The following is a 25,578-nucleotide window of genomic DNA, read 5'->3' on the forward strand; positions in this document are numbered from 1 at the left end:
CAATGCACACTTTACAATATATTCTTATTGCTTTGTTGAAATGAATTATTGTGTATATTTGGGAGTTATGCGACATATCAAACAGAATGACTGAAATATTTACAACTATTTTTAAAACTTCAGAAGAGAGGATAAAAAATCCCTTTATTGGAACTTTTATATTATCATTTATTGCAATAAATTGGAAACCAATAATGATACTTTTTTTCTACAATAAATTAATTGAACAAAAAATTGATTTTATTTCAGAGAATTATTCGAATGAATGGAATTTACTGTACTTCCCATTAATAATTGCGTTATTTTATTCGTTATTATTACCATATATAATGTGGCTATTTGATACTACAACATTTCAGGCACTAAAAGGGAGGAATACAAATCTATATAATAGCAAAATAATCGATATCGAAGGAAAAAAGAGAATAGCTGAACAAGAAATAGAATTGGAAGATATAAAGGCAAACTATAAAGAAAAGGCTGACCTAAATAAAAAAATAAGTACGTTAGAAGCATTAAATTCGCAAAAAGATCTTCAAATTGATAATTTAAAAAAATCAGTAGTAGAGAGTAATAATCAAAATCAACAATATCAAAATGAAATTAGGGACAGAGAATTAAGAATTGACGAGCTTATTGAAGATTCCAGAAACTCAAAAATCCTTAAAGAGAATTATTATTCAGCATATGAAAAAACCCCACAGGAATTAATCAAAAAATTTGTGGAAATCCTACCTACTATGAACTTATATTTTAGGTCCAACTCTTTGAGTCTAGAAACAAAAAGAGAAGTTGAAAATTATCTATCACTTGGACTAATAGATTTGCATAAGAGCGAGAAAAACCAAAAATTCAAGTTGACAGATAAAGGCTTATATTTTTTGAGTAGAGGAATATAAAAGATACGTCACATAATAACCAAGCTTTCATTGGGCTTGAAAAGCCAACAATGAAAGCACTGCTCCGCAAAGTCTCCCGACTTTGCGCCCACCTCCCAAGAGAACCTCTCCCCATCCTCTATCACACAGTTCCTATATTTCAATTAAATTATTGCCCGGGTTGAACCATACCAAAGGCATGGATGAAGCATGGATAATGTATGGATCATGCATGGATATGCCGACTCGAGTGTAGGGCAGCAGTATCACAAAAGAAAACTACAACTGTATTCGATCGCACACCCCGCCGATGGACTATTGGCCCTTTTCTTTTTGGTGGCTAAAGTGATTGAGCAGCAGCCGTATTTCATTGAACTCAAAGTGCGGCGGCAGTGCCCGCTTCCATTCACCTAACCCTTCAAAGGTGTGTTCGCGAAACACTTCGGCGAACTCGGCAATCTTTTCTTTGGCAAAAATCCGGGTGAGATCCAGCAAGCCCTGTTCTGCAAACTTGGCCAGATGCCCATAGATGGTTTCCGGCACCAACCCGCGTTCCTTGGCAATTTCCGGGATCGTCTTCCCGTTCTCAAACAGCTGAAACGTCAGGATATGCGAGGGAATTTTTGCTACTTTGGCGGTAACGCTCACGTTATTCTTCGGATCGAAAAGTTCTGTTTCCAGTAAGCGGACCTTTTTCAGGTCATTCAGGTATTCTTCCAGATCGTCAAGCAAACCCCGGAAATCCTCGTTGTATTGCTTTAAGCCTTTTGTTCCTTTATTTTCTGCATAAAAATCAAGCAGCGGCTGGAACAGCAGCAGATTCACTTTCGTAAAGAAAAAATTCACCGCGCCCCGGGCTTTGTCTTCAATCTCGGTCCAGGTGCCCTCACCATCAGTGAGTTTCTGCGTTTTCTGCAGAATCACCCTTTCAAATTTATAAAACACACCGGCCAGTTCCTGTGCCCGTTTTGCCAGCTCCTGATGCAGCACCTTTGCCTTCTGCTGATCAATGGCACGGCTGCTCTGCGCCGACTGATACCACATCTGCAGTGAATGCGGCAGCCAGGCGCAATTCACCTTCGCCATCATTTTACGGATGCTGTAATCATATTTCTCCCGCTCCAGAATTTCATCCATCTGGTCATTGGCGTGGGTATTATCCTGGAACTGCAATACCCGGCGGTCTGCAAAAATCACATCAGGCGTAATCCTGGATTTGAGCACAATCCCTTCCAGCGTACGGCAACGCGACAGGGCAACATACACCTGGCCGGACGCAAATGATTTGCCGGCATCGATGATCAGGCGGTCAAAGGTGAGTCCCTGCGACTTATGAATGGTAACCGCCCAGGCCAGCCTCACCGGATACTGCATAAAACTGCCCAGCACATCTTCGGTAATATTTTTCTCGGCATCAAGGGAGTATTTTTTCTGCTCCCAGGTTTCTTTCTTTAAGGTATATTCTTCGTCATCACCTTCAATCAATACCGTGATTTCGTCGGCATCCAGGCGCAAAACTTCGGCGAGCTTGCCATTGTAATACCGCTTTTCGCTGCTGGCATCATTGCGGATAAACATAATCTGAGCTCCGGCTTTCAGCTCCAGTTCTTCCTCATTCGGGTACTGGTTTTCATTAAAGTTACCCGTTACTTCGGCTTTATAAAAATGAGATTTGCCCGGCAGCGCGGCCAGTTTCTTTTGATTAATGGCATCTGCCATGCGGTTGTGCGAGGTCAGATATATATAAGCCTCTTCTCCGGGTTCAAAATCCGGCTGATACCGTGCATTTAATTTTTCAAAATCAATGCTGCGCTGGTCACCGTCGCGGATGGCATTCAGAATCTCAAGAAACTGCTCATCTTTCTGGCGGTACACCGTAGTGAGTTCCAGGGTAATAACTGGCATTTCCCGCAGGGCATAACTTTCGAAAAAGAAAGGGCTGGGATAATAGCGGCTCAGGAAATGCTCGTTCCGCACCACCGGCGGCAACTGGTACAAATCACCGATAAAAAGCATCTGCACACCACCAAAAGGCTGCTGATTCCGGCGCACGGTCCGCAAGGAAAAATCCATCATATCCAGGACGTCTGCGCGCAGCATGGATACCTCATCGATAATTACAATCTCCAGCTCGCGCAGCAGTTTCAGCTTGTCTTTGCGGTATTTAAAGTGTGGCAGTAAGTCGGCGATATTCATTCCCAAATCACTGTCAATCCGGTCGGTCGTAGGAATAAAAGTGCGCAGCGGCAGGCCAAACATGGAATGAATAGTAACCCCGCCGGCATTGATCGCTGCAATGCCTGTCGGTGCCACCACAATATACTTCTTCTGAGTCCGGCACACAAAATCGTTCAGGAACGTGGTTTTCCCGGTGCCTGCTTTCCCGGTCAGGAAGATGCTGCGGCTGGTGTATTCGGCTAAGCGGAAAACAGAATCATTCATAGGCTCAAAAGTACGGAAAAACTGTGAGGAGCCAACCGGCGCAGACTGGCGCAATGATTGCTGGAAACTGTGTACTTTTGCCTTTTAAAGCCTTTGTCATGAAAAAAACTTTGCTGCTCCTGACTCTATCTGTCGCGTTGCTTTCCTGCGGTACCCGCAAAAAAGCGGCAGATCCTGATACGTTACCAAAAGATGTGGCCTTGCGCCCGGACACAAATTCCGGTATGCAATATGACCGCGAACAACTATCATTACTGCGGAAAGAAATTGAAGCCATGATTGCACTGACGCCCTGCACCAACACGGCCGACTGGATGTTCGCTCCGATTGGCGCCAAGCCCTGCGGCGGCCCTTCTTCCTACATCGCTTATCCGATTGCGAGGCAGACTGAAATCCTGCCTTTGATTCAGAAGTTCAGTTCCCAGCAGGCTGCTTTTAATCAAAAATATAAAATGATGTCGGACTGCGCCTTGGTGCCGGAGCCTGCCGGGATACGCTGCGAAGACGGAAAAGCCATCTTAATCGGAAACCGGTCCGTGGCCTCGCCGGACGTACCGCAATAATCAGAGCGAAGTGTTTGGCTGCGGCTCATACCAGGAAGCGTATTTCACGTAGTTATCAGCGATGCGGTTCACTTCTCCTTCCAGCAGGTCTGCAGAAATGTCTTTTATCTTACGTGCCGGCGCGCCTGCCCAGACTTCTCCGGACTTGATGTGCGTTCCCTGTGTGACCACCGAACCGGCACCAATGATGGAATTGGATTCAACCAGGCAGTCGTCCATCACGATGGCACCCATGCCGATCAAAACATGATCATGTATGGTGCAGCCGTGAACAATGGCATTGTGACCAATCGAAACGCGGTTGCCGATGGTAAGCGGAAAACGCTCATAGGTGCAGTGGAGCATCACATTATCCTGCACATTGACGCGGTCACCAAGGCGAATGGTGTTTACATCGCCGCGGATGACGGCATTATACCAGATACTGCATTCTTCGCCCATCACCACGTCTCCGATCACGACGGCGGTTTCGGCCAAAAAGGTTCCGGTTCCGATCTGCGGTTTTTTTCCTAAAAGTTCTCTTACTACAGCCATTTGAATATATTCGGTTTTAAAATTACAGCCAAGCCTGCAAGCCCGGCTGATTCAAAGATACGAAATATATGAAGCAGCTTTAAAGGAAAACGCTTTGGTTATAAAGATGTATAAAAGTAAAAAGACTAGTATTAAATAAAAAGGCCGCTCTTCTTTTAAAGAGCGGTCCTAGAGATCTGCTTGTTTATTTTTGTTTGATCACCCTGCTGTCAACTCCTGAAACAGACGAAGACGCTCTGCCGTTTTTGTTGGGAGATGTGGTGTAATATACTTTATTATCAACCCCTGATATTTCAATCCTCGAAACGGACTCTGCTGTAACGAGGTTGGTGGTTCCCAAAACAACGATTTCGGAGGCATGCCCTTTTAAGGTAATGTTATGACCATTTCCGGAGATTTCCACCTTTTCACCATTCACTTTAAAGCTACGTTTATGGCCATTGCCCGTAATGCTGATCACGCCGTCTTGCTCAGTAACACTCCCCGTGGTTCCGCTATTTCGAACTGTAGTGGAATTGCTGGATTTAACGGCACGCGCTCCCGAAGTTACAGCATTCAGGACATCGCGAAACTGCGCCTGGGTTTGTGTGAATCCACCGAAAGCGAAAAGCAGCACCACTGCCATTTTCAGATTTTTCATATCAGGTTTTCGGCTGGTTCATCAAAAAATATTCCACTATTGCACCTCAGTTTGTGTCCTTTAGCATACTTAAAATAAAAATGCGGAAGAAAAGATGGCTCCTCCTACTTCCGCATTTTCATTCAATATAATATAACAGTTTGCCTAGCCACATTTGCTGTTGCCACAGTTATTGCAGGTCAGGCAACCCTCCTGATACATGACCTGGGAGGAACCGCACTCGGCGCATTTTCCTGCGGCTGCTGTTCCGTCCGCAATATATCTTTTCAGCGCGCGCGCCACCCCGGCTTTCCAGTTATTTATCGATTCGGAATCCAGTTCCAGGCGGTTGATGAGTTCCACCACATTTTCCAGTGCCATCCCGTGACGGAGCGTTCCCGAAATCAGTTTCGCATAGTTCCAGAATTCGGGTTTAAATTTATGTGACAGTCCTTCAATCGTGGTTTTATAGCCACGCAGATTTTTAAACTGGAAATCGTAGCGCGACTTACCGTTTTCATCTTTGCTTTTAATAATAACACCTTCATTTACCCAGCGCGGCACCGCAATCCCTTCTTCATCATCTGCCAAACCGGTAAATATTTCATACGGTCTGCCCTCAATCAAGCCCACAAAGGCAATCCATTTTTCTTTATTATTCTGAAAGCGCACCACCTCGGCTTCCAGAATCTGCGGTCTTTTCGTAGGGAATACGGACGGTACTGCTGCTTCCGGCTCTTCTTTTTTATCATCGGCGGAAATTAAAACGCCGGAACGAGAACCGTCGCGGTATACCGTAACTCCCTTGCAGCCGACTTCCCAAGCTTTGATGTATAGCTGATTAACCAATTCTTCCGTTGCTTCATTCGGGATATTGATGGTGACTGAAATGGAATGGTCCACCCACTTCTGAATACTGCCCTGCATTTCCACTTTGCTCAGCCAGTCCACATCGTTGGAAGTTGCCTTGTAATACGGTGATTTTGCAATGATTTCATTGATCTCTTCCTGAGAATAATTTCGTTTGGTGTCAATACCCTGTACTTCCATCCACTGTTTGAACCGATGGTGGAAGACAAGATATTCTTCCCACGAGTCTCCTACTTCATCCACGAAATCCACGCGCACATCCCGGTCATTGGGATTTACTTTTCTTCTTCTTTTATATACGGGAAGAAACACCGGCTCAATCCCGGAAGTGGTTTGTGACATCAGCGAGGTACTGCCGGTGGGTGCAATGGTGAGCAGCGCAATATTGCGGCGGCCGTACTGCAACATCTCCTCATAAAGTTCAGCATCTGCTTCTTTTAATCGCAACATGAACGGATTATTCTCCTCCCGCTTCGGATCATAAATCGGAAAAGCACCGCGCTCTTTCGCCAGATGGACAGAGGCGCGGTAGGCTGCCAGTGCCAGTGTTTTATGAACTTCGGTAGAGAAACTGTCACCTTCGGTGCTGCCATAACGGATGCCGAGTGCGGCCAGCATATCACCTTCGGCGGTGACACCAACGCCAGCCCGGCGGCCTTCCAATGTTTTATGGCGAATTTTCAGCCAGAGATTTCGTTCGGTAGCCTTAATTTCACTGCCTTCCGGATCTGTTTCTATTTTCTCTAGGATGGCATCGATTTTCTCCACTTCCAGATCGATGATGTCGTCCATCATGCGCTGTGCATACGCCACGTGTTCTTTAAATAAAGAAAAATTAAAGACGGCTTTTTCCGTGAACGGATTTTCCACATACGAGAAGAGGTTAATCGCCAGCAAACGGCAGGAATCATACGGGCACAGTGGAATTTCGCCACAGGGATTGGTGGAAACCGTTTCATACCCAAAATCAGCATAACAGTCGGGCAGCGATTCACGGGTGATGGTATCCCAGAACAGAACACCGGGTTCCGCTGATTTCCAGGCATTGTGGATGATCTTTTTCCATAAATCATCGGCAACAATCTCCCGGCTGAATTTCGGCTGCGCACTGTGAATCGGATATTTCTGGACATATCTTTCTTTTTCGACTACGGCTTTCATAAAATCATCATCGATCCGCACAGAAATATTGGCACCGGTAATTTTCCCTTGTTCCATCTTCGCCTCGATGAAATCTGCAGAATCGGGATGGTTAATGGAAACTGAAAGCATCAGTGCCCCGCGGCGGCCGTCCTGCGCCACTTCGCGGGTGGAATTGGAGTACCGCTCCATAAAAGGAACCAGCCCCGTGGAGGTAAGTGCTGAGTTTTTTACCGGAGAGCCTTTCGGGCGAATGTTGGACAAATCGTGTCCCACGCCACCGCGGCGCTTCATCAGCTGAACCTGCTCTTCATCAATTTTCATGATGCTGCCATACGAGTCGCTGTCGGTACCGCTGCCTATCACAAAACAATTGGAAAGCGAGGCAATCTGGAAATCATTTCCGATACCGGTCATCGGGCTGCCCTGCGGAATAATGTATTTAAAATCCTTAATGAGTTCAAAGATCTTTTTCTCCGGGAGGGCATTCGGATATTTGGTTTCGACCCGCGCGAGTTCTACCGCAATTCTCCGGTGCATATCCGCGGGTGTTTTTTCATATAGGTTACCAGCTGAATCTTTCAGCGCATACTTGCTTACCCAAACTTTTGCAGCCAGATCATCTCCTGTAAAGTATTCTAACGTAGCCTGATAAGCCTCGTCAAATGTGTAAGTCACCTTCTTATTTTTTGTTACAACTGCATCCATACTGTTTATATTTTTTTTAAAGTTTAAAGATACATTGATAAATAATAAAAACAAATGTTTGCAAATTTAATCTTTTAAAACACTATTTTTCAATGCTTTAAAAAATTTAGCACCTTAAAAAGTTGACAAATATTTTTTATTTAATTATTTAATACATATTAAAAGATAACAATTTGCAGAACCCTGAATATCAGTAATGTGCTACGACTTACAACGAAACTTTTCAAAATATGATTCAGTGCGATCAGCTGATTAGCGTGCTGTTTTTTATGCGTAACTTCGTAAAAACACAAACAACGATGATGAAAAACAACTCCTTCCACCAGTTGCTGGGCCGGCAACTACATGGTATCCAGAAAAGTTTTCGCCAGGAAGAAATGAGCATCCGCGATTTTGGAAGCCTTTTGCCCGCTTCAGTCATGGTACAAGAACTCACAAACAACCTTCCCAGTGGTGTTTCTTATATGAATAATTGGGGCTGCGAACGTCTCGGAACCGACGCGGAAACGATCAACGGGATGGGCATTGATTATTACCAAAAGTTCTTTGTCGCGGAAGAAGTGCGTCAAAACATGATGGGAATCGCCCATTACTTACGCCAGAATGACCCCGGCAAGCAATATAATTTTTTCCAGCGCGTGCGGCTAACGCACGATGGTGATTATCACTGGTTCTATACCGTTTGCAGATTAGCGGCTTTTGAAAAGCAGGCAGAAAATCAAAAACTAATTATTCTGTCCAGCCCGGTGGAAGGGATTGACGACATGATTTCCAAAGTGTCTAAAGTTTTGGACGAGCATACCTTTATTAAAAATAATTACAGAATTTTCGCAGAACTCACCAAACGCGAAAAAGAAATCATCACCCTAATTGCGCAGGGTCACTCATCCCGGGATATCGCGCAGCAACTGTTTGTTTCTGTTCATACGATTAATACCCACCGGAAAAACATTATCCGCAAGACCAATTGCACCACTTTTGCCGCGCTGATGAAATTTGCCCTTGCCTTTGATTTGGTATAATTGCGATTGATGTTTGCTATTCGGAGTTCTGAATTGTTATCCGTATTTTTGTAATCAAATTTGATATCGTTATGAATCGTCTCATCATAGAACCTACCGAGAATAAAAAAGTAATGAAGTTTGTGGCAGATTACAACCTGATTCCGGGTTCGCTGGAACTGGACCGCGAATCCGACATTACCCAAATTCCACTGGCGCAGGCACTTTTTAAACTTCCTTTTGTGGAACGGATTTTCATCACCGCAAATTTTGTGGCCGTTGCCAAGCAGGATTCAGTGGAATGGGAGCACGTGATTGAGCCGCTGAAGGAAATGATTACAGACGAACTGATTGCAAATCCGCGCATTTATAAACAAACAAAGTCGGAGGAAATCCAGGTGTTTGCCGAAATGACACCCAACCCGATGGTGATGAAATTTGTGGCCAGCCAGCCATTGCTGCAGGGGTTTGTGGAAGTGAAATCGCGCGATGAAGCGTCGGGCGTACCATTGGCACAGGCGCTTTTTAACAAATTTGAGTTCGTGAAAGAAGTTTTTATTTCTGATAACTTTGTAGCCGTTACCAAAAGCGTTGCCGTGGAATGGCATGAAGTGATGGTCGCCGTGCGTTCCTTTGTGGCAGATTACCTGCAGAAAGGCGGCCCCATTTCCGATATCAAACCGCAAAAGCATGAGAGTCCGGTTGAAAAACTCATCAACCGTGAATATACCGATACAGAACAGCAAATCTCCGCGATCCTGCAGGAATATGTAGCGCCCGCGGTGGAAGGCGACGGCGGTAAAATTTCCTTAATGGAATACGATGCTGAAACCAAAACCGCAAAAATGCTTTTGCAGGGCGCCTGCTCCGGGTGCCCGAGTTCTACCGCTACGTTGAAGGGAGGCATTGAAAACGTGCTGAGACAATTCCTGCCCGATCTGGTACAACATGTGGAAGCCGTAAACGGATAGTTTTCCTAAAAAAGTCAGCTTCAGGATTTTCTTATTTTAATATTAAATTTCTTTCCGGCCCGTCGTTACAGGCGCAGCGCAGGATTATTACTCATAAAAATGCCTAAAAAAGGAATATTGCTGGTGAATCTCGGTTCGCCAAGATCTACAAAAGTATCGGATGTAAAAGAATACCTGGATGAATTCCTTATGGATGAACGGGTAATTGACTACCGATGGTTTTTCCGGACTTTGCTCGTGCGCGGGATTATTCTGAATACGCGACCTAAAAAGTCGGCCGCTGCCTATGAAACCGTCTGGACACCCGAAGGCTCGCCGCTGATTCTCATCACGGAACAGATTCAGAAGAAATTGCAGCAGCGTGTGGATGTTCCCGTAGAAATCGGGATGCGCTACGCTGAGCCCAGCATTGAAACCGGCCTGAGAAAGCTGACCGATCAGGGTGTGACCGAAATCGTGCTCTTCCCGCTTTATCCTCAGTATGCTATGAGCACTACTGAAACGGTGATAGAAAAGGCAGAGGAAGTGCGCAAGAAATCCTTCCCGGGTATTAAAATTCATTATGTGCAGCCTTTCTACAACCGCGAGATGTATATTAATTGCCTGGCAGAAAGTATCCGCAAAAAGCTGCCGGCGGAGTTTGATGCACTGCAGTTCTCCTATCACGGCGTACCCGAAAGACATATCTACAAAACAGATCCCACGAATACCTGTAACCTGAACGACTGCTGCTCGCGGCCGGAAAATCCGAGCCACCAGTTCTGCTACCGCCATCAGTGCTATCGTACGACCGAACTCGTCATCGAAAAGCTGGGTATTCCAAAAGAAAAAACCATTGTTTCGTTCCAGTCCCGCTTAGGTAAAGACAAGTGGATCGAACCTTACACGGATGAGACTCTGGAAAATCTGCCTAAAAAAGGCGTGAAAAAACTGGCCGTGGTTTGTCCGGCCTTCGTGTCGGACTGCCTGGAAACGCTCGAAGAAATCGCGATGGAAGGCCAGGAAGAATTCCTGAAAGCCGGCGGCGAATCATTTCATTACCTGCCTTGCCTTAACGATGAAGACGCCTGGATTGAAGTGGTGAAAAATCTGTGCGAAGAAAAACTCAACGAGTTTTATTTGGTTTAAATTTTCAACATTTATCGAACCGGTGCGCGGAATTCGCCGTAGCCGAGCAAACCATCATAATTGCGGCCAAACGGACGGTAATACAGAAACGCCTGATACAAGTTTTCTGTTTGCCAGAAGTTGCCGTTGATTTCGCCCATATTCTCTTTCCCGGCGGCATCCATCGTGGCGAGTGCGTAATTGTAAAACCCTTGTTTTAAATAAATTCTGGCAACATAGCTGCGGCTGGCTTCATCATACTCCATTTTTGACTCCGGTGACGGGCGGTAATAATTAAACATACCGAGCACATAAATATCTTTTTCCAGCGGTTCAGATTCAAGGACAAAATGCACCCAGGAATAATCCCCTTCGCGGTCGGCGTTCCGCTCGATACCCAGGTCATTCCGCCGAAAATAGAAAGCACCGTTCACATCGGGCTGAAACTGGTAATTAAGCGGATACGCCCAAACAGGATGCAGGTACGTATAATTTACGCCCTCAATGGTTTCCGCGTGCGCTACCATATCGAAGGCCTGATTCATATTTTTATTATCGAAATAATAAAACTCATTATTCCCCGGAAAGCTCAGTGCCAGCTGCTGAAACAGCACTTTATTGCCCAGGCTGGACGAAGGAGTCTGCTGATACACGCCCGACTGCCAGTTATTATTCTGAATGACATTCAGCGAAAGCGAACTCACATTATTGCTTAAAATGTTTCCGGCCGCCGCAGCTTCCACTTCCACTCTTTGATTAAGGTCGGCATGGCGCGCATCACTCGTGCGGGTGATACGCAAACCCAGATTTGCTCCTTCTTCAGTAACTGAAAATCTTCTTTTAAATAAAGGGCTGGACGGAGAATCCCGATACACGATTAACTCAAAATTCCCGGATATTTTCGGGCGCATTTTTTCATTGGGAAAAGGGAGCGTATAGTGGGTGTAAGGTTGCAGGGTATTAAAGGAATACCGAAACTGGTCGATCAGGCCGGTCATGCTGCCCTCGGCGATTTCGGTGAAAAATAAATCATCAGGCTGCCAGTTGCGGTCCAGGTGGCGAATGGTGTAGCGGTACACGGTGCTGCTGTTGGACAAATCATCAAAACGCAGAATCAGCTGGTCCCGGAATCCAATGACTGCAGTTTCATCATTGGTTTTAGGATTAAAAAACTGGATGCTGCGGATATCCTGCGCCTGAAAAAGCCCGGCAAGCATCAGCATTAAAAAAGAAAAATATTTCATCTAAACAAAATTAGTGATTTCAATCGGGACCCGCTCTGATTGTTCGTGACACTACAACTTTACTCAGCCTGATTTATTGCGCAGTTGCTTTAAAAACAGATATTCCTGTACCTTTGTCTAAAATTTGTGTTTATTATGCTGCAGGTTCAGTCTTTTGCCTTTAACCCTTTCTCGGAAAATACATACCTTATTTATAATGATCAGAAAAACGCCATTCTCATCGATCCGGGCAACTTTTCGGAAGCAGAAACGGAGCAGCTGGAAGCCTTCATTAAAAACAAAGAACTGACGGTCGGGCAGATTATTCTGACCCACGCACACATCGACCATGTGCTGGGTTTGCAATGGGCGGCTGACACTTTCAAAGTACCGGTGCAACTCCATGATTTGGAAACCGAAATCCTGCAGCGTAACCCGATGGACGCACAGCGCTTTGGCTTTTTCTTTAAACCCTTCAGCGGTGAAACCAAAACCCTGCAGGAAGGCGATGTTATTACACTTGATGACGACCGCTTGCATATTTACCATGTTCCGGGGCATTCACCGGGCAGCATTGCGCTTCACCACGAAGGCCAGAATTTCATCATCTCCGGTGATGTTTTGTTTCAGGGGAGCATTGGCCGTACCGATTTATACAAAGGCAGTCATGAGCAATTATTGCAAAGCATCCGCGAAAAGCTGTTTGTACTGCCGGAGGAAACGGTGGTTTATAACGGCCACGGAAATCCGACCACGGTTGGCTTCGAGAAACAGCATAATCCTTTCTTTTAGACGAATAAAAACTGCCGGACTTTTCGTCCGGCAGTTTCATTATTTTTAAAGGTTTTTTTATTTCCATTTAATATTGCAACCCATGCTTGGTTTCTGGAAATCTTCCTGAGGCGCGCCTGCCAGCAGATTTTCAAAAGCAATAATCAGGTCCTCGCCGGTTACTTCCTTATTATTACCCGGGCGGGAATCATCCATTTGTCCGCGGTAAATCAGATCCAGTTTTTCATCAAAGAAAAAGAAATCCGGTGTACAGGCGGCATCATAGGCTCGCGCCACCGCCTGGCTTTCATCATATAAGTATGGAAATTCAAAGCGGCGTTCCAGCTGGAATTCTACCATTTTCTCCGGTGAATCTGCGGGATATTTTTCCACATCATTGGAATTAATCGCGATAAACTCAATGCCTTTATCCTGATAGTCTTCGTACAGTTCCGTGAGTTTATCAATCACGTGCAGCACAAAGGGGCAATGGTTACACATAAAAAAGACGAGTGTTCCCTTTTTTCCTTTCAGGTCATCCAGTGACTGCTGCTCATTACTTTGGGAAGGATTGGGCAGTTCAAAGAAAGGTGCCTTGGAACCAAGTTCGCGCATCGTGGAGGGAGTATTTGCCATTTTTTATTGATTTAAAAGATTACGCAACAAAGATAAGGATTCCTGCGTCGAATAGCAGTAGGACACCCAGTGGATATTTTTTTCACCGCGGTACCAGGTCAGCTGGCGCTTCGCGAAGCGTCGAGAATTTCTTTTGATATCCTCAATGGCTTCGGCCAGCGAAATTTCTTCATTGAAATACCGAAACAATTCAGCGTAGCCCACCGTCTGCAGGGCCGGCAGATGCTGCACTGGCTCGAGTTGTTTTGCTTCCTTCAGAAGCCCCTGCTCCAGCATCACCTCCACCCTGCGATTGATGCGGTCATAAATGACTTCTCGCGGCGCATCCACGCCGATACGGATGACTCGGAAATCACGTTTATTTTTTTGCGTCCGGATCAGTCCGCTGTACGTTTGGCCGGTTTGCCAGATGATATCAATCGCGCGAAACAGCCTGCGGGGATTTTGCAGATCCACCTGTGCGGCATACTCCGGATCCAGTTCTGCCAATATATTCTGCAACGCAGCAATTCCTTCCTGATCCCATATTTGCTGGAGTTTTTCCTGATGTTCTTTATCAGCTGGTGGCAAATCATGAAGTCCTTCGATCACCGCTTTTTCATACATCATACTGCCGCCGACAAGAACAACCGTTTCATATTTCTGAAACAGAGTATGAAGTAATTCCAATGCTTCAGTTTCATATTGCCCAATAGAATACCGGTCCCGGACGGAGCGGTTGCCAATAAAATGATGCGGCACCTCCTGTAATTCTTCAACGGTGGGTGCTGCGGTGCCGATGGGCATTTCGCGATACAATTGCCGGGAGTCGCAGGAAACAATTTCCGTGGAAAAGTGTTTTGCCAGGTCCAGCGAGAGGCGGGTTTTGCCAATTCCGGTAGGCCCTACGATAGAGATAAGCGTTTTCACGCTGCAAAGTTCTTCTTTTTTTGCTAAAATCACCGCAGAACTTTAAAATGAGGCGAAAGCCTGTGGCGCTTTTCGGAATTCAGCGTCAGCACGCATCAGCTGATCGGTTATTTCTTTTACTTGGCGGTGTACTTTAAATATACTTTTTTTGCCGGCAGCTTCATTGGTAACATTATTCAAAATCACCACCGACATGTGTACAGAAGGATAGTAAATTAACAGTGAAGCAGAGCCTTTTACATATCCTGTATGAAAAAAAGCCAGTTGTTCTTCGTCATGCATTAGTCCGTTCGAATAGCGAACGCTTCCCAAAATCGGATGGTGGAAACGTGTATGCTTGTTTACAGTATCGTTTTTATAAAGCAATTGATGTGCGACCGGACCGGCAGCCCAGCGGTGCAAATCGGCAGCCGTAGCGAGAATTCCACCCGCAGGAACCGAAATTGCAGGCTGTGCAAGCCTTTGCGGCATTCCAGCAACACGCTCAAATCTTGTTGCCGTTCTAATATACGGCCAGGCTAATTGCGAACCTGAATAACCTGAAGCGCTGAAAGTCTGTCGTAAACCAGTTTTTTTAAAGAGATACTGAAGATTTTCGTCAAAGCTTTTTCCGGAAGCTTTTTCTACAATATTGCCCAACAGCCTGTAGCCTTTATTTGAATAGTGGAATTCTTTACCGGGCGCGGATTGCAGACCCTCGCTAAAATCTGCCAGTCCGGACGTGTGATTAAGCAAATGACTAATTGTTATATTCTTTTTAGACCCTTTTTTAAAGTCAGGGAGAAAACGCTGTACACTGTCCGTTACGGCAAGTTTTCCGGTATGTTGCAGGTCCAGAATCAGCGCGGCAGTGAACTGTTTGCTCACCGAAGCAATAGCAAAAACCGACTCGTCATCCAGCGGCCGTTTCTGCTCGAGATCAGCAAATCCTTTATTTTGTTTATAAATATTTTTACCGTCACGATGAACGGAAACATGGCCATTGAACGCTGAATTATTTAATACGGAATCCAACTGCTGTTTCAGGAAAATTCGCTGGAAATGCAGGACGGCCGTGTCCGCCTGCAACTCGCGTTCAGCCGGTGCCTGGGTTTGCAGGTCGGCTTTCTGCTGACAGGAAGCTATGAGCAATAGAAAAAAAAGATAGAAATATAAACGCACGCCGGATTGTTTTAAATAAAAAATCGGCAGCCGTGATGGCAGCTGCCGGTTCTGTTTTGTAATAATCGTATTATCCGACAATTTCCGCTTCAGAAATCTGTTTGCGTTCTTTGCGTTCTGCTTCCCAGGCCGTGAACTTTTCTGCTTCTGCGATCAGCATTGGCATGGCCATGGCGAGCAGCGCCAGGTCATCCAGCACACCCACAACCGGGATCCAGTCCGGAATAATATCAATAGGCGTGAGCAGATAAATTAAAACCAAACCGATCACCACCGCATTTTTAAACTGCGGGCGGTATCCTCCTTTGGTCATGGCAGATTTCACCATCCGGATAATTACCGGTAATTTTCTGATAAAACCTTTGTGCCGGAACGCTTCACGCGCTAGTTGTATTTTGGAAACTTTCATAGTAGTGTAGAATTATAATCACCAGAATTTCGCAAAAGTCATACCAACCTTTATTTTCCAGCGTGGTCTATAAATTCATGCACTGATTTGGAATTCCAATCTTTGGTACCATCCTCTTTCAATAAAATCCGTCCGTCTTTATTCAATAAGAACGTGGTCGGGTACACGCGTGGCAACACATGGCTGGTAATCGGGCTTTCCGCAAGATAGACCGGCGCGGTGTATTTATTCTTTTCCATAAAGGCACGCACATCTTCCTCCTTATCCTGCATGGCGATCAGTACAAAGTCAATTTCGCCTTTCCGGCTCTGGTACAGCTTTTCAATGGTCGGCCATTCTTCGCGACAAGGCGGGCACCAGGTTCCCCAGAAATTCAGGAAGACCATATTTTTCCCTTTAAGTTCTTTAAGGTTAATATTCGGCGTATTAATTCCTTTTAGCTGAATATCGTAATCTTCCTCCGTAAGCGTCACAGCATTTTCCACCGCAGCAATCGGAAAAAAAAGATCTTTCAACTTTAGTTTCACCTGCGGGAAGAAAAACATGACCGCCAGAAAACCGGTAGCAAAAAGATAAAATATATTTTTACGGATGAACTCCATTGTTTTTAATTTTTAAATATCAGATCAGTTCCACAATTTCCTGTATGGCATCTGCCCCGCGGTTTTTCGCGTAGTACACCTGCAGATCATTATAGAAAGTTTCCCGTGGATAGACTTCCGGGTTTTCCTTAAATTTCTTAAGCAAACCAAGGCCATACGCCGGACGCGGGCCCCAGGTATTTCGAACCGTATCATCATTGTTTATGATAAGCACTTTCGGGATAGACTCGCTGCCATCGGTAAGGAACTGCTTAATCAGCGAATTATCGGAATCACGAAGAAAGACGCGGACCTGCACGCCGGCAGCTTCAAAAAATCTGGCAACAGCAGGCACGATAGCGCTGGCATCTCCGCACCACGGCTCAGAAATGATCAGAATTTTACCGTCAAAGTTTTTACTTTTCAACTGTTCCAGCATTTCTTCTGAAACTTTATAGGTTTTCAAAGTCCGGTTCATTCGCTGCAAGCCCAGTTGATAATATTCCAGATTTGGATCCGGTGTCTCGGTAGTTTCGGCCGCCTTCTTTTCAGCGTACTCCATATATTGTTCGAAGGTAAGGGCTTGCTGCCAGTATTTTTCCATGTAAAAATTTACGTTTATATATTTTAATTGCTTTTAAATTGATTTATTGAACCGACGGGTTTTATCAATAAGAAACAAATCCGCCAGCACGAAGGCAGCCAGGTTTTCAACGACCGGAACGGCACGCGGAAGAACGCACGGATCATGACGGCCCCGACCTTCCACAACAGTAGGTTCACCATGAGAATCAAAACTATCCTGAGGACGCAAGACCGTGGCAACCGGTTTGAAAGCGACTCTGAAATACACATCCATCCCGTTTGAAATACCACCCTGAATTCCACCGGAAAGGTTGGTTTTTGTGGAGAAATCAGCATTGAATAAATCATTGTGCTCCAGGCCGGTCATTCGTGCACCACAGAAACCACTGCCGTATTCAAAGCCTTTGCAGGCGTTAATATTCAGCACGGCATGGGCAAGTTCTGCCTGCAACTTCCCGAAGACCGGTTCACCCAGGCCGGCCGGCAGATTTCGGATCACACAGGTAATTGTTCCGCCAATGGTGTTGCCGGCTTTTTTGATTTCGCGAATCCGTTCAATCATTTTTTCGGCAGTTTCAGGATCGGGGCAGCGCACATCATTATCATCTGTTTTGGACAAATCCAGTTCCTGATACGGCTTTTCGCAGAAAATATCGCCAACGGAGGAAACATACGCATGAATCTCCACACCCAGCGGCAGGATCTGACGCGCCAGGCTTCCCGCCACAACCCAGTTCACGGTTTCCCGTGCCGAGGATCTGCCACCGCCGCGATAATCGCGCAAGCCGTACTTTTTGGTATACGTATAATCTGCATGGCTCGGCCTAAAAGTTTCTGCGAGATGACTGTAGTCACCCGATTTTTGATTTTCATTGCGAATGATAAAGCCAAGCGGTGTGCCGGTGCTGACCCCTTCGAAAATACCCGAAAGCCACACCACCGTATCGGGTTCGCGGCGCTGGGTAACGATTGCGCTTTGCCCGGGCCGGCGGCGGTTGAGTTGTTGCTGAACCGCTTCCAGATCAAGCGTGATGCCTGCCGGAAAATGCGTAATAACACCACCATAAGCAGCGCCGTGACTTTCACCAAAGGTGGAAAGAGTGAGTAAGTTTCCTAAATCGAACATGATACAAAGTTACTGAGTTTTTCCAAGGTAAGCGTCTACTTCCCGGGGAAGTACATTTGGTGTGTTTTTATGATTTTTCTCAGGTGTCGTTTTTCTTCCGGCGTAAGCTTGCGGGAGATAAAGCCCTTTTCACCGCGTTGCGGAAAGACAGCGGCTTCATAATTTTCGCGCAGGAAGCCTGGAGTAATAGAAGGAAGTTGCGTATCAAAACTGTAGGGATAACCGCGACTTACGTTAAATGAAAGATTCCCAAGCTGGTACGTGTCGAATTTATTCCATTCATAAACTGAAGGTTTGAGCAGCTGAGTGACTTTAAACTGCCCCATAAAAAACCCCATCCGGAAAGAGGGAACCAGTTTTTGCAGCAAGGTTGGCTGTATTAGAATTATAAGAACACTAAAACTTAAAGCAGAACTGATCCCGAGAACCCAATTTTTTCGTGCGTATTTTCCAGCAGTGATCAGGGCGGTCACGAAAAAAACATCTATAAAAAACCGGTATTGCGCTGAAAACAGTAAGATAAATAATGATTTAATGAGCAATGCGATACAAAGCAATCTGACTTTAAGAGACTTTGTTGCTACAGCTACCCAAATCAAGATAATGAGAACTACAGCGAAAAGACAATGGATAACGCCTTTAATCCCCGGTAACAAAAGCCAGTTGATTACCGACTGCATAGTTGTAAACCGTCGAATATCTTCTGCCTGATATTGCATATCATAAGACTTTTCCAGCGCGAGGTCGGCTGAGTTCTGCATCAGTACCAGATCCGGCTCCCAGGGAACTTCAAAGGAACTGAAAGTTGACGGGAACAGAGGAAAACCAAAAACCCAGATATTTTTAAATACATATAAAAGAAAAACAAACCCGGCAGGTGCGATCACCTTTGCATTCCACAGTTGTCTTTGCCGAAGTAAATCTAATAACAGAAACAAGGGAAGCCAGAAAAAAGTAGCTTTTACCGCAAAAACAAAGACAGAAAGTGTCAGTAAAAAGGAATCTGTTTTTCCTTGCAACGTTTCACGCACAATGATTAAAGAAAGAACCAAAGCCGGCAGGTCCGGACAAGGTGACTACACGAAAAGGACCAGAACCGGCACAAAAACAAAAGGCAGCCAATCCTTTTTTTCCAGACAGTATATCAGATAAATCAATAATAACACGGAATTGCTTCGCAGGAAGGAATCAGCTAGGTGGGAAACACCCGCCTGAAAGATGTGCCAGACGGACATTTACCCTAAAACCATGTCCAGATTGGCAAGGCCGCGCACAAGACCTGCGGAGGATAACCACTTGATCGTCGGAATATGGTATCCGAAGTGATCCATAGTAAACGGAAGAAAGAAGAGCACAAGGCCGTAGGAATAATTATGATTCCCATCAGCATCTTGTTTTGCCACAACAAAGAAAAAAGCGGACGATACCCTTTGGTCTTTAGGAAATAATACCAGCCAAAAGCAACACGGCCAACTCGAGCGGCCAGGTAAGCGGTAGAAAGTAAGCAGCGCCGGTAAAAAACAACCCCGCAGCCATAATTCCCGCAACAGCCTGCAGCGCAATGGTGCAAAATTGCCTTCTGAAAATCAGGCCTGCCACATGTCCCCAGCCCAACAGGGCAGGTAAAAGAACAACAAAAAGCAGGAGAATAGAGAGCATAAAAAAGATTGCCTAAAAATAGACAATCTTTTGATGATTATGTGATGATTTGATTAGTATCTTGGCTGAACGCGACCGTCCTTTCTGTCCTGGGAACGCCCGATGGTATATCCGGTAGCACCACCGATGACACCACCAATCACGGCACCTGCTCCACGGTTCTTTTTGTTAATCAAAGCACCGGCTGCAGCACCACCTACCGTACCGATAATGGTACCTTTGGCAGCTTTACTCATACCCTGCTTTTGTTGCGTTCCCTGGGAAGTTCCCTGAGAATTTCCGGCATACGAACCGGAAGAAGAAGCGGCACGGCGCGGCGTATTATTAACGTACACTGTTTTAGTTTCGCGAACTACCTGAGGTTTCGGCGCTACGGCAGCAGCACGGCGAACTTCTTCCATACTGTCCTGTCTCTTTTGAGTTTCGTAGGCCATACGCTCTTTTTCAATCGCGAGTTTTTGTTTTTCAATTTCTAACTGTCTTGCCTGGAATTCAATCTTTTGTTGCTCCAGAGACTTTTCAGCCACGGTAGTATCTTTTTGACACGCAGTCAGCATCATTACGGAGGCCAAACCGGCAAACATGATATTTCTCTTCATTTTCATTGGCTGTTCTGATATTTTGATGTGTGTTCTCATAACCTAAATTTTTACTTTCGTATTACATTAAATCCTTCATTTGCCATTAACATGCCAAAGGCTATACCAATCTTTTGTTAAAGCAAAGTTAAACCGCCGAAACTCCGTTTATCAGGGACTTTACAAGCATTTATTTAAATTTATGTTTAAAACTACTATTAAAATATAGCGTACTGAACAAATAAAACTTTACTACTGTTTAGAATTAAGGATAATAACGATCAATCCTGATGATTAGTATATTGATGCACCGATGCTTAATTACGCGAGAATTCGTGCCAAAACTTCCTTAGCAGCAGCCGGACCCGGGAGAACAGCAGTCAACTGCTTTTTCGCCGTACACCGTGATACTTCTGATTACCGTTTCCTTGGATTTGTATTCTGCCAGTTCAGCTTCACTGAGATAATCTCGCAGAATATCGTCGGGCACGATGATAGGTTTATCTTTCTGAATCACCATATTTTTAAAACCTGCTTTTTGCGCGTAAGCTAAATACTCATCTCTATCAATTGCGCTTGCGACACATCCGGCATACATTTCGGCAGCAGATTTTATTTTGTCCGGAAGCTCGCCGGTCAGCACAATATCAGAAATACTGAAATGCCCGCCAGGTTTCAAAACGCGGAAAATTTCTGCGAAAACTGCCCTTTTATTGGGCACCAAGTTGAGTACACAGTTGCTGACAACAACATCAGCCATCTGAGCGGTAACCGGCATCTTTTCTATATCGCCCTGTCTGAACTCTACATTATTAAATCCCAGTCTTTCAGCATTCAGCCGCGCTTTATTTATCATTGCTTCGGTAAAATCAATTCCGATGATCTTACCCGTTTCCCCGGTTTCTGCACGCGCAACAAAACAATCGTTTCCGGCGCCGCTTCCCAGATCGATGACGGTATCTCCCTTCCTGATCTTCGCAAACTGAGTTGGCAGGCCACAGCCCAGGCCTAAATCAGCCTCGGGGTTATACCCTTCAAGATCATTGTATTCCTCGCTCATAATGTTGTAAACTTCCGTACTGCAGCTCCCGGCTCCACAGCAAGAAGAGGCGTTGGTTTCTTTATCCTGTAAAGCAATTTCACTGTATTTCTGCTTTACCATTTCCTTGATTTGTTCTTCGGTTTGCATATCTATTTTCATTTTTAAATTTAACAACAGTCGTTATGGACGGTATTGAGTGCGATTTTTGTGAAATACCCGGAAATCATTTCGAAAGTTTTTTCATTTATACAATAATTAGTCGCGGTTCCTTCCACCGTTCCTTTGATCAGGCCGGCACTTCGCAGGATTTTTAAATGTTGAGAGATGGTGGGCTGCGCGAGCGGTATTTCTTCTAGTATATCACTTCCAATGCAGGCATTCACCTTCAGCAAATGATCTATTATGGCTACTCTGGCCGGATGCCCCAAGGCCTTAAGAATCAGGGCTATTTTATTTTGCTCCTCCGTAAAGTGATCTGTTTTTGTAGTACCCATCTCTATTGATTTATATATTGCAATATTACAATAAATGATAGAGATAAAATAATATCTCATTTTTTATTTATAAACATCAGGAGCCAGAGTTTATAATCGGGCAAGTAATATGTGCGTTTTTAGGTCTTCAAATTTGAAACTTCCATTTAATCCCGACCAAAAAATGGTTAGCATCAGTAAATACAGAAACAACTCAGAAATATAAGGTAGCAAGGAGATGCCGTGAGATCAAACAAATCGAAAATAAAAAATCCTTAACTCGTTATATAATAACTTATTAAGGATTTCTGTCGAGGTTCCTAGCGGATTCGAACCGCTGTAGATGGTGTTGCAGACCATTGCCTAACCACTCGGCCAAAGAACCGTTTTGGTTGGCAAATATAACACTTTTTATATTTCCAGAAAATTTAAAAGGCGTTTTTATACATTGTCTGGCAGTAAAGCTAGTCCAGCGTCTGAACGCCACGGCCATTTACGAAGATGGTCTGGCCGCTCACCCATTCCGAAACTGGACTGGAAAAATACAGCACTGCGCCCGCAATATCCTCCGTGCTACCCAGTCTTTTAATTGGCGTATGCGCGAGCATTCGCTCTTCTATTTCAGGCGTTAAGACACTTTCGAATGCAGCGGTACGCGTGGCGCCGGGCCCCACTGCATTGATCCGAACTTCAGGCCCGAAAACGTGCGCAAGATTGGCTACCATGTGATTTACCGCTGCTTTCGAGCCGGCATATCTGCTCATATTCGGACTCTTGTTCACGCTGGACATGGAGGTGATAAATACAATAGATCCGTATTTATCTTTTTTCATATAAGGAACCGCCAGCCACTGAACACATTGAATTCAAAATCGCGGCGTATATCAGCGACATCGGTTTTAAACGGATTCTCAAGGCCACCGCCACCATCACCGGCATTGTTAATTAAAATATACAGGTTTCCCAACTGTTTTACCGTTTCTTCCACAGCGTTGACGAGATCCTGATCTTCCAGGACATTGCAGCGCACGGCGATCGCCTTAATGCCTGCATTGGTCAATTCCTTCACTGTTTCCTCCGCTGCTTCCAGATTATTATCGGCAATACAGATAAGGGCGCCGTGATTTCCCAGCATAAGAGCGCAGGCTTTGCCGATACCTGCGGCACCACCGGTAACCAGGGCTACTTTATCATTCAGGTTAAATAATTCTGATGTTTTCATATAAGCGATTTTATTTTTTATTTTTTAAATAAGCAGCTACGGCTTCATATGCCGGTAAAGAAGTGGTATCATTCGCTCAGTTGGCTGCCAAGGGATGCGTCGCCAGGCGCACGATCACCATTTCTGCGGCCGGATCAATATAAATCGTCTGACCATGAACGCCGCGTGCGGCAAAGGCACCATCTTCATTTTCGGTAATCCACTACATATTCCGGTAGAACCAACCTTTCAGTTCCCGGATGACCGGACTTTGCAAATGCTTGTTTACTGCCACCTCTCCGGATATCTGCTACGGCCGCGGCAGGAATGATGTGTTTACCGTTCAATTGGCCGTTATTTCTCAGCATTTCCCCGAAGCGCACCAGATCCCGCAATCCGGCATTGAAACCGCCGCCTGCAAATGGAGTTCCCAGTGCATCTATCTGATAATAAGCATCCTACTCCATACCGAGCCGGCTCCAGATTTTTTCGGACAGCAGATCGGTCACTGACCTTCCGGTGGCTTTGGAAATTATCCAGCCAAGCGCATCAGCATTCACAGTTTTATAACCGAAGGCTTCACCGTGCCTGCCTTCTTTTTTTACTGTCTTTAAGTAATTATAATAACCTTCGGGCGCCTTGTAATCTTTTTTTCGGGGAAGTGGATTCGGGAAGCTAGGAAGTTAACCAGTTTATTTTCATCGAGCACACTTTCTGCAACCAGAATGGAGGCCAGCGTTCCGGTAAAAGATTTGGTTACGGACATCACGGCGTGAACCCGCTCTGGAGCAAGTTCACCAAAATACCGCTCATAAAGTACACTACCGCGGTGCATAATAAGCATTCCGTCCGTATAATTTTCCCAAAGTGATTGTTCCCAGGTCATTGGTGAGGAAGATTTCCAGGGTGTGAAAGTTAATGCATTAATATTTGAATCTAATTTATACCCCAGCGGTGAGGGCGCTCCTAAGCCACGGGACACATTCTGGGTTGGAAGCAATTCGCGCCTATGCATAAAGCTCCAGCGCATGGCCGGAAACTCGTAAAAACTGCCGTCCCACGGGTGTAATACTTTATCTGCGGGTGGCGGACAAACCTTCATCCAACCGAAATTAGAGGGTTCACTTTCCTTTGCGGAGAGATATTTGCTGTTTTTCTGTGCCATATAATTGGTATTAAATAATAGAGAACCGAGGATCACGGCTTTTACGGACAGAGGTATTAATGTGTAGTCATGTTTATTGCTTTTGCAGTTCCGGAAAATGCAGCAAAACAACGCCCATCCCGTTTTTTTTATTAAAAATAATCTTCTGATTTTTTCAGAAAAAGAGCATCTGACATAAATATCGTATTTTAGTATCTATGAAAAATTTTGAACTCTCCGTGCTGGATCTCGCAGCCGTCAAACAGAATAAAACGATTCACGACACTTTTCAGGATAGTCTGGACCTGGCCAGAAAAGTAGAAGCGCTCGGCTATACACGCTTTTGGCTGGCTGAACATCACAATATGGCCAGCATTGCCAGTTCTGCCACGTCGGTTTTGATTTGTTTTATTGCCAACGGTACGAGTCGCATCCGTGTGGGCTCCGGCGGTGTGATGCTGCCGAATCACAGTTCACTGGTTATTGCGGAACAGTTTGGTACTTTGGAAAGTTTATTTCCGGGACGGATTGATTTAGGAGTCGGACGTGCACCGGGCACAGACGGGCTTACCGCGCAGGCATTAGGCAGAAATCCGCATACGATTAATGAACATTTCCCGAAACAGATTACCGAACTACAAAAATATTTCTCGAGTGACAATGCGGACAGTCTGGTGCGTGCCATTCCGGGTGAAGGTTGTGACATTCCTATTTATATCCTCGGTTCCAGTACAGAAAGTGCCTGGCTGGCCGCGGAGATGGGGTTACCTTATGCCTTCGCCGGACATTTTGCACCAGAGATGATGCCGTATGCTTTTGATATTTACCGGGAGCAGTACAAACCCAGCGCCAGATTTCCGGAGCCGTATGTCATTGCCTGCGTGAACGGAATTGCATCCGAAACAGATGCAGAAGCGCGCAGACTGGCGACAACACTTTATCAGGCATTTGTAAACATCATCCGCAATGAACGCCAGCCCTATCCTGCGCCGACAGATGATATGGATTCGATCTGGAGTGCACGGGAAAAGATTGGAATTTTACAGAAACTCAGGTATAGTTTTATAGGAAGCCGCGAAACTGTGCAGCAGCAGATGAATCAGTTTCAGAAAGAATTTAAGGCAGATGAACTGATGATTACGTCCCATATTTACGAGCATGCGGCGAGAATCCGGTCGTACGAACTTATTCAGGAGGCGGCCGAAGCACTGAAAAGCAGCACTAAAAAATAATAGAATCATTCTTAA

24 protein-coding genes, 1 tRNA gene and 3 pseudogenes are annotated in these 25,578 nt (G+C 45.2%); 7 read left to right on the forward strand and 21 right to left on the reverse strand.

The genetic code is table 11. From position 1 onward, the window contains the following. The first annotated feature begins 86 nt into the window (after positions 1-86). Entirely contained in the window at positions 87-899 is an 813-nt protein-coding gene (locus MVI27_RS10280) for a hypothetical protein (protein ID WP_246961546.1), read from the forward strand. A 294-nt stretch (positions 900-1,193) separates the two neighbouring features. Here the strand turns inward: MVI27_RS10280 and MVI27_RS10285 are convergent, their stop codons facing one another. After that, a complete protein-coding gene (locus MVI27_RS10285; protein WP_246961547.1) occupies positions 1,194-3,320 on the reverse strand; it encodes a helix-turn-helix domain-containing protein in 2,127 nt (708 codons plus the stop codon). Between the two features lie 98 nt (positions 3,321-3,418). On the opposite strand from MVI27_RS10285, the gene MVI27_RS10290 reads away from it, so the two are divergent. Next, positions 3,419-3,883: a hypothetical protein gene (locus tag MVI27_RS10290; protein ID WP_246961548.1), complete on the forward strand. Its 465-nt coding sequence runs from the start codon at positions 3,419-3,421 to the stop codon at positions 3,881-3,883. On the opposite strand, the gene MVI27_RS10295 is transcribed toward MVI27_RS10290, so the two are convergent. The 3 genes from MVI27_RS10295 to MVI27_RS10305 form a co-directional block, all read right to left on the reverse strand. After that, positions 3,884-4,417 carry a gamma carbonic anhydrase family protein gene (locus tag MVI27_RS10295; protein ID WP_246961549.1) on the reverse strand — a complete coding sequence of 178 codons (534 nt, stop codon included), beginning with the start codon at positions 4,415-4,417 and terminating at the stop codon, positions 3,884-3,886. Positions 4,418-4,601: 184 nt separating this feature from the next. Beyond that, positions 4,602-5,057, reverse strand: a complete 456-nt coding sequence (locus MVI27_RS10300) for a DUF3060 domain-containing protein (protein WP_246961550.1) — start codon at positions 5,055-5,057, stop codon at positions 4,602-4,604. A 144-nt stretch (positions 5,058-5,201) separates the two neighbouring features. Next, positions 5,202-7,754 carry an adenosylcobalamin-dependent ribonucleoside-diphosphate reductase gene (locus MVI27_RS10305; RefSeq protein WP_246961551.1) on the reverse strand — a complete coding sequence of 851 codons (2,553 nt, stop codon included), beginning with the start codon at positions 7,752-7,754 and terminating at the stop codon, positions 5,202-5,204. Positions 7,755-7,984: 230 nt separating this feature from the next. On the opposite strand from MVI27_RS10305, the gene MVI27_RS10310 reads away from it, so the two are divergent. The 3 genes from MVI27_RS10310 (at position 7,985) to hemH (ending at position 10,854) form a co-directional block, all read left to right on the forward strand. After that, positions 7,985-8,776, forward strand: coding sequence for a LuxR C-terminal-related transcriptional regulator (locus tag MVI27_RS10310; protein ID WP_246961552.1), 792 nt, complete (start codon positions 7,985-7,987; stop codon positions 8,774-8,776). Between the two features lie 71 nt (positions 8,777-8,847). Beyond that, complete coding sequence (locus MVI27_RS10315; RefSeq protein WP_246961553.1) at positions 8,848-9,726, forward strand: NifU family protein; 879 nt, start codon at positions 8,848-8,850, stop codon at positions 9,724-9,726. A 99-nt stretch (positions 9,727-9,825) separates the two neighbouring features. Next, complete coding sequence (gene hemH / locus MVI27_RS10320) at positions 9,826-10,854, forward strand: ferrochelatase (protein WP_246961555.1); 1,029 nt, start codon at positions 9,826-9,828, stop codon at positions 10,852-10,854. A gap of 11 nt (positions 10,855-10,865) precedes the next feature. Here hemH and MVI27_RS10325 read toward each other — a convergent pair whose 3' ends face one another. Further along, the gene (locus MVI27_RS10325; protein ID WP_246961557.1) at positions 10,866-12,077 is read right to left on the reverse strand and encodes a type IX secretion system plug protein; all 1,212 of its coding nucleotides are present in this window, start codon (positions 12,075-12,077) and stop codon (positions 10,866-10,868) included. Between the two features lie 135 nt (positions 12,078-12,212). Between MVI27_RS10325 and MVI27_RS10330 the strand changes: the two genes are divergently transcribed. After that, entirely contained in the window at positions 12,213-12,848 is a 636-nt protein-coding gene (locus tag MVI27_RS10330; protein WP_246961559.1) for an MBL fold metallo-hydrolase, read from the forward strand. Between the two features lie 57 nt (positions 12,849-12,905). On the opposite strand, the gene MVI27_RS10335 is transcribed toward MVI27_RS10330, so the two are convergent. The 16 genes and pseudogenes from MVI27_RS10335 to MVI27_RS11920 form a co-directional block, all read right to left on the reverse strand. Continuing rightward, positions 12,906-13,463 carry a thioredoxin family protein gene (locus MVI27_RS10335; RefSeq protein WP_246961561.1) on the reverse strand — a complete coding sequence of 186 codons (558 nt, stop codon included), beginning with the start codon at positions 13,461-13,463 and terminating at the stop codon, positions 12,906-12,908. Positions 13,464-13,466: 3 nt separating this feature from the next. Continuing rightward, positions 13,467-14,372, reverse strand: a complete 906-nt coding sequence (gene miaA, locus MVI27_RS10340) for a tRNA (adenosine(37)-N6)-dimethylallyltransferase MiaA (protein WP_246961563.1) — start codon at positions 14,370-14,372, stop codon at positions 13,467-13,469. A gap of 42 nt (positions 14,373-14,414) precedes the next feature. Next, positions 14,415-15,533, reverse strand: a complete 1,119-nt coding sequence (locus tag MVI27_RS10345) for a serine hydrolase domain-containing protein (RefSeq protein ID WP_246961564.1) — start codon at positions 15,531-15,533, stop codon at positions 14,415-14,417. Between the two features lie 70 nt (positions 15,534-15,603). After that, positions 15,604-15,942 carry a YkvA family protein gene (locus MVI27_RS10350; protein WP_246961567.1) on the reverse strand — a complete coding sequence of 113 codons (339 nt, stop codon included), beginning with the start codon at positions 15,940-15,942 and terminating at the stop codon, positions 15,604-15,606. A gap of 50 nt (positions 15,943-15,992) precedes the next feature. Continuing rightward, on the reverse strand, positions 15,993-16,544 hold the full coding sequence (locus tag MVI27_RS10355) for a TlpA family protein disulfide reductase (RefSeq protein WP_246961569.1): 552 nt from the start codon (positions 16,542-16,544) through the stop codon (positions 15,993-15,995). Between the two features lie 19 nt (positions 16,545-16,563). Next, positions 16,564-17,127: a thioredoxin family protein gene (locus MVI27_RS10360; RefSeq protein WP_246961571.1), complete on the reverse strand. Its 564-nt coding sequence runs from the start codon at positions 17,125-17,127 to the stop codon at positions 16,564-16,566. A 33-nt stretch (positions 17,128-17,160) separates the two neighbouring features. After that, positions 17,161-18,234 carry a chorismate synthase gene (gene aroC / locus MVI27_RS10365; protein WP_281432100.1) on the reverse strand — a complete coding sequence of 358 codons (1,074 nt, stop codon included), beginning with the start codon at positions 18,232-18,234 and terminating at the stop codon, positions 17,161-17,163. 35 nt (positions 18,235-18,269) lie between these two features. Next, positions 18,270-19,637, reverse strand: a pseudogene (locus MVI27_RS10370) (LIC_10190 family membrane protein). Positions 19,638-19,671: 34 nt separating this feature from the next. Next, the gene (locus tag MVI27_RS10380; protein ID WP_246961577.1) at positions 19,672-19,893 is read right to left on the reverse strand and encodes a hypothetical protein; all 222 of its coding nucleotides are present in this window, start codon (positions 19,891-19,893) and stop codon (positions 19,672-19,674) included. A 53-nt stretch (positions 19,894-19,946) separates the two neighbouring features. Continuing rightward, positions 19,947-20,531: a YMGG-like glycine zipper-containing protein gene (locus tag MVI27_RS10385; RefSeq protein WP_246961579.1), complete on the reverse strand. Its 585-nt coding sequence runs from the start codon at positions 20,529-20,531 to the stop codon at positions 19,947-19,949. Between the two features lie 289 nt (positions 20,532-20,820). Next, positions 20,821-21,672, reverse strand: coding sequence for an arsenite methyltransferase (locus MVI27_RS10390; RefSeq protein ID WP_246961581.1), 852 nt, complete (start codon positions 21,670-21,672; stop codon positions 20,821-20,823). Positions 21,673-21,680: 8 nt separating this feature from the next. After that, a complete protein-coding gene (locus MVI27_RS10395) occupies positions 21,681-22,007 on the reverse strand; it encodes an ArsR/SmtB family transcription factor (RefSeq protein ID WP_246961583.1) in 327 nt (108 codons plus the stop codon). Positions 22,008-22,300: 293 nt separating this feature from the next. Then, positions 22,301-22,371, reverse strand: a tRNA-Cys gene (locus MVI27_RS10400). Between the two features lie 79 nt (positions 22,372-22,450). Further along, positions 22,451-23,208 (reverse strand): annotated as a pseudogene (locus MVI27_RS10405) (SDR family oxidoreductase). A gap of 437 nt (positions 23,209-23,645) precedes the next feature. Beyond that, positions 23,646-23,798 (reverse strand): annotated as a pseudogene (locus tag MVI27_RS11870) (serine hydrolase); the annotation flags it as partial. Beyond that, the gene (locus MVI27_RS11920) at positions 23,798-24,352 is read right to left on the reverse strand and encodes a hypothetical protein (protein WP_323134630.1); all 555 of its coding nucleotides are present in this window, start codon (positions 24,350-24,352) and stop codon (positions 23,798-23,800) included. The pseudogene MVI27_RS11870 and the gene MVI27_RS11920, both read right to left, overlap by 1 nt. 197 nt (positions 24,353-24,549) lie before the next feature. Between MVI27_RS11920 and MVI27_RS10415 the strand changes: the two genes are divergently transcribed. After that, on the forward strand, positions 24,550-25,563 hold the full coding sequence (locus tag MVI27_RS10415; protein ID WP_246961584.1) for an LLM class flavin-dependent oxidoreductase: 1,014 nt from the start codon (positions 24,550-24,552) through the stop codon (positions 25,561-25,563). Positions 25,564-25,578 lie beyond the last annotated feature (15 nt).

Source organism: Chryseobacterium salipaludis (assembly GCF_022968825.1).
In the GTDB taxonomy this organism is placed as follows: domain Bacteria; phylum Bacteroidota; class Bacteroidia; order Flavobacteriales; family Weeksellaceae; genus Kaistella; species Kaistella salipaludis.

What these genes read in the sequence shown, in the direction of transcription:
- MVI27_RS10325 (WP_246961557.1), bottom strand. Translation starts at nt 12,077, where the DNA reads ATGAAATATTTTTCTTTTTTAATGCTGATGCTTGCCGGGCTTTTTCAG.
- MVI27_RS10295 (WP_246961549.1), bottom strand. Translation starts at nt 4,417, where the DNA reads ATGGCTGTAGTAAGAGAACTTTTAGGAAAAAAACCGCAGATCGGAACC.
- MVI27_RS10290 (WP_246961548.1), top strand. Translation starts at nt 3,419, where the DNA reads ATGAAAAAAACTTTGCTGCTCCTGACTCTATCTGTCGCGTTGCTTTCC.
- MVI27_RS10355 (WP_246961569.1), bottom strand. Translation starts at nt 16,544, where the DNA reads ATGGAGTTCATCCGTAAAAATATATTTTATCTTTTTGCTACCGGTTTT.
- MVI27_RS10315 (WP_246961553.1), top strand. Translation starts at nt 8,848, where the DNA reads ATGAATCGTCTCATCATAGAACCTACCGAGAATAAAAAAGTAATGAAG.
- MVI27_RS11920 (WP_323134630.1), bottom strand. Translation starts at nt 24,352, where the DNA reads ATGGCACAGAAAAACAGCAAATATCTCTCCGCAAAGGAAAGTGAACCC.
- MVI27_RS10285 (WP_246961547.1), bottom strand. Translation starts at nt 3,320, where the DNA reads ATGAATGATTCTGTTTTCCGCTTAGCCGAATACACCAGCCGCAGCATC.
- MVI27_RS10380 (WP_246961577.1), bottom strand. Translation starts at nt 19,893, where the DNA reads ATGCTCTCTATTCTCCTGCTTTTTGTTGTTCTTTTACCTGCCCTGTTG.
- MVI27_RS10330 (WP_246961559.1), top strand. Translation starts at nt 12,213, where the DNA reads ATGCTGCAGGTTCAGTCTTTTGCCTTTAACCCTTTCTCGGAAAATACA.
- MVI27_RS10415 (WP_246961584.1), top strand. Translation starts at nt 24,550, where the DNA reads ATGAAAAATTTTGAACTCTCCGTGCTGGATCTCGCAGCCGTCAAACAG.
- MVI27_RS10385 (WP_246961579.1), bottom strand. Translation starts at nt 20,531, where the DNA reads ATGAGAACACACATCAAAATATCAGAACAGCCAATGAAAATGAAGAGA.
- MVI27_RS10305 (WP_246961551.1), bottom strand. Translation starts at nt 7,754, where the DNA reads ATGGATGCAGTTGTAACAAAAAATAAGAAGGTGACTTACACATTTGAC.
- MVI27_RS10350 (WP_246961567.1), bottom strand. Translation starts at nt 15,942, where the DNA reads ATGAAAGTTTCCAAAATACAACTAGCGCGTGAAGCGTTCCGGCACAAA.
- MVI27_RS10280 (WP_246961546.1), top strand. Translation starts at nt 87, where the DNA reads ATGACTGAAATATTTACAACTATTTTTAAAACTTCAGAAGAGAGGATA.
- aroC (WP_281432100.1), bottom strand. Translation starts at nt 18,234, where the DNA reads ATGTTCGATTTAGGAAACTTACTCACTCTTTCCACCTTTGGTGAAAGT.
- hemH (WP_246961555.1), top strand. Translation starts at nt 9,826, where the DNA reads ATGCCTAAAAAAGGAATATTGCTGGTGAATCTCGGTTCGCCAAGATCT.
- MVI27_RS10300 (WP_246961550.1), bottom strand. Translation starts at nt 5,057, where the DNA reads ATGAAAAATCTGAAAATGGCAGTGGTGCTGCTTTTCGCTTTCGGTGGA.
- MVI27_RS10335 (WP_246961561.1), bottom strand. Translation starts at nt 13,463, where the DNA reads ATGGCAAATACTCCCTCCACGATGCGCGAACTTGGTTCCAAGGCACCT.
- MVI27_RS10390 (WP_246961581.1), bottom strand. Translation starts at nt 21,672, where the DNA reads ATGAAAATAGATATGCAAACCGAAGAACAAATCAAGGAAATGGTAAAG.
- MVI27_RS10360 (WP_246961571.1), bottom strand. Translation starts at nt 17,127, where the DNA reads ATGGAAAAATACTGGCAGCAAGCCCTTACCTTCGAACAATATATGGAG.
- MVI27_RS10395 (WP_246961583.1), bottom strand. Translation starts at nt 22,007, where the DNA reads ATGGGTACTACAAAAACAGATCACTTTACGGAGGAGCAAAATAAAATA.
- MVI27_RS10310 (WP_246961552.1), top strand. Translation starts at nt 7,985, where the DNA reads ATGATTCAGTGCGATCAGCTGATTAGCGTGCTGTTTTTTATGCGTAAC.